Source organism: Micromonospora sp. 4G55 (assembly GCF_016803375.1).
Genome location: NZ_JAEVHN010000810.1, coordinates 1 through 2,484, shown reverse-complemented (window position 1 = coordinate 2,484; position 2,484 = coordinate 1). Strand labels below are relative to the sequence as shown.

The following is a 2,484-nucleotide window of genomic DNA, read 5'->3' as shown; positions in this document are numbered from 1 at the left end:
CCGGTCCCTCGCCCTGCTGGAGCCCATCGGCGACCCGGTCGGCATGGCCGGCGCGTGGGACAGCCTCGGCTACGCCTACCGGCACGTCGACCTCCACCACGTGTCCGTCCATCCCGACCGCCTTTCTACAACTGTAGAAGTTCATACTACAGCTGTAGAACACCGACGAGGAGGCCCGGATGAACGGTCGGTCCGCGCGGGTGGCGGCGTTGGCCGACGCGGCGATCGCGCTGCTCGCCGAGGGCGGAATGCGAGCGTTGACCCACCGGGCCGTCGACGCCCGGGCCGGGGTGCCGGTCGGCACCACGTCGGCGTACCTGCGGACCCGGCAGGCGCTGATCGAGGCAGTGGTACGCCGCCTGGTCGACCTGGACCGCGCCGACCTGATGGACCGCGAGCTACCCACCGCCGCGCCGGCCCCCGGGCCGCCGCCGCGGCTCACCCCGGCCGACCTCGACCACCTCGCGGTGGCCACGGCGCAGGTGCTGGACCGCTGGCTCACCACCGGCCGGGACCGCAGCCTCGCCCGCTACGCCTGCCTGCTGGAAGCCGTGCACCGACCCGAACTGCGGCCGATCCTGGCGCACGGCACCGTGCTGCGCGAGCAGGCCCGGGCGCTGCTGGCGGACGCGGCGCGGCGGACCCACGGCGGCAGGGCGACCAGTTCGTCGCCTTCGTCGACGGGCTGCTCTTCGACCGCCTCGTCGCGCCGGCGCGCTCAGCGCGCCGCCGCCCGGCAGCCCCGGAGAGCCGCGAGGACCTGCGCTCCGCCGTCCGCGCCCTGCTCCGCGCCTTCACCGGCGCCTGACCTGTCCGACCGGCCGGGTGTCCGGTCCTCGGCCGGCCGTGATCGCCTCGCGGTCGGCCGAGGATGGTGGAGCGACGGCCCCGGCGGTGAGTTCGGTCAGGCGACCGGGGTGCGGGTGCGGTGGTCGCGGGGGCTGATGCCGCGTACCCGGCGGAAGGCGGTGCTCAGCGCGAACGGGCTGCCGTAGCCGACCCGGCGGGCGACCGCGCCGAGGGCGGCGTCCGGTTCGCGCAGCAGGTCCGCCGCGAGGCTCAGCCGCCAGCCGGTCAGGTAGGCCATCGGCGGCTCGCCGACCAGCTCGGTGAAGCGGCGGGCCAGCGCGGCCCGGGACACCCCGACCTCGGCGGCCAGCGACGCCACCGTCCAGGGGCGCGCCGGATCGTCGCGCAGCAGGCGCAGGGCCGGTCCGACCACCGGGTCGGCCGCCGCCGCGTACCACGAGGGGGTGGCGCCGGGCCGGTCGAACCAGGTCCGCAGCACGGCGATCAGCAGCAGGTCGAGTAGCCGGTCGAGGACGGCCTCCTGGCCGGGGGAGTCCCGCACCACCTCGTCGGCCAGCAGCCCGACCAGCGGGCTGTGCCACTCGTCGGCCCGGACCACCAGCAGCGTGGGCAGTGCGGCGAGCAGCCGCCGGTTGACCTCGCCCGGCAACTGGTACGTCCCGGTCAGCAGCGCCGTCTGGCCCGGCGTGCCGGTGCCCCAGGTGCGTACCCCCGCCGCCGGGGTGGTGGTCAGCGGCTCGCCCCGCAGGGTGGTGCACCGCTGGCCGGGGTGGATGACCACCTGCGGCGCGGTGGCCGGGTCGTCGGCGACGGTGTACGCGTCCGGGCCGCGCAGCACCGCCACGTCCCCGGGATGCAGCAGCTCGGCGGCGCTGTCGTCGGGCACCACCCAGGCGGTGCCGCGCACCACGGCCACCACGGTCAGCGGCGCGCGGTCCTCGATCCGCAGCGCGAACGGCGGATCCAGCAGCGAGCGGAGCAGGAACGCGCCCCGGGCGCGGGGGCCGTCGAGCAGGCCGGTCAGCAGATCCACGGTGGTGAGCGTAGACGCCCGCGTATGCCCGCCCGACGGCGAACCATTCAGCGTCTCACCGCCGATCGGTCGACCGCATCCGTCCTCGACGCGCCGGCAGGACCGGTCGACGGGCCGCCGGGCGTACGCGGCGGAGGTGGCCGGGGCCCGGCGGCCCTGACCCGCCGGCCGGGCTACGGTGGGGCCCGAACGGGGCGAGGAGGCGGCGATGGTCCGGTGGGGCTGGTTCCGGGAAGCCGCCGGGCGGCTTCGGCAGGGCTGGCTGCCGGTGGTCGAGACGACCCTGGCCGCGACGGTGGCGTGGGTCCTGGCCACCCGGCTGGTCGGCCACCCGCAGCCGTTCTTCGCCCCCGCCGCCGCGCTGATCGTCCTCGGCCAGGCCCGGGGCCAGCGGGTCCGCCGGGCGGTCGAGGTGCTGCTCGGGGTCGCGGCCGCGTCCTCGTCGCCGACCTGGTGGTGCAGGCGCTCGGGCCGCAGACCAGCTGGACGGTGTTCACGGTCATCCTGCTCACCATCGCGCTCGCGGTGGCGGTCGGGGCGAGCACGGTCGCCGTGGTGCAGGCCGCGGTCTCCGCCCTCTACCTGGTGGTGGTCTCGCCACCGACCGAGTCGCTGGTGCCGTTCCGGTTCGTCGACGCGCT

The 2,484-nt window shown here is 76.6% G+C and carries 2 protein-coding genes and 2 pseudogenes; 3 read left to right on the top strand and 1 reads right to left on the bottom strand.

All coding sequences use genetic code 11. The features are described from left to right. Positions 1-179: 179 nt before the first annotated feature. Positions 180-995: a TetR/AcrR family transcriptional regulator gene (locus JNW89_RS34555; protein WP_238452229.1), complete on the top strand. Its 816-nt coding sequence runs from the start codon at positions 180-182 to the stop codon at positions 993-995. Here the strand turns inward: JNW89_RS34555 and JNW89_RS34550 are convergent. Next, positions 905-1,843, bottom strand: a complete 939-nt coding sequence (locus tag JNW89_RS34550) for an AraC family transcriptional regulator (RefSeq protein ID WP_238452228.1) — start codon at positions 1,841-1,843, stop codon at positions 905-907. The genes JNW89_RS34555 and JNW89_RS34550 overlap by 91 nt on opposite strands. A gap of 208 nt (positions 1,844-2,051) precedes the next feature. Between JNW89_RS34550 and JNW89_RS39605 the strand changes: the two are divergent. Next, a pseudogene (locus JNW89_RS39605) lies at positions 2,052-2,216 on the top strand (hypothetical protein); the annotation flags it as partial. 80 nt (positions 2,217-2,296) lie between these two features. Then, a pseudogene (locus JNW89_RS34545) lies at positions 2,297-2,484 on the top strand (hypothetical protein); the annotation flags it as partial.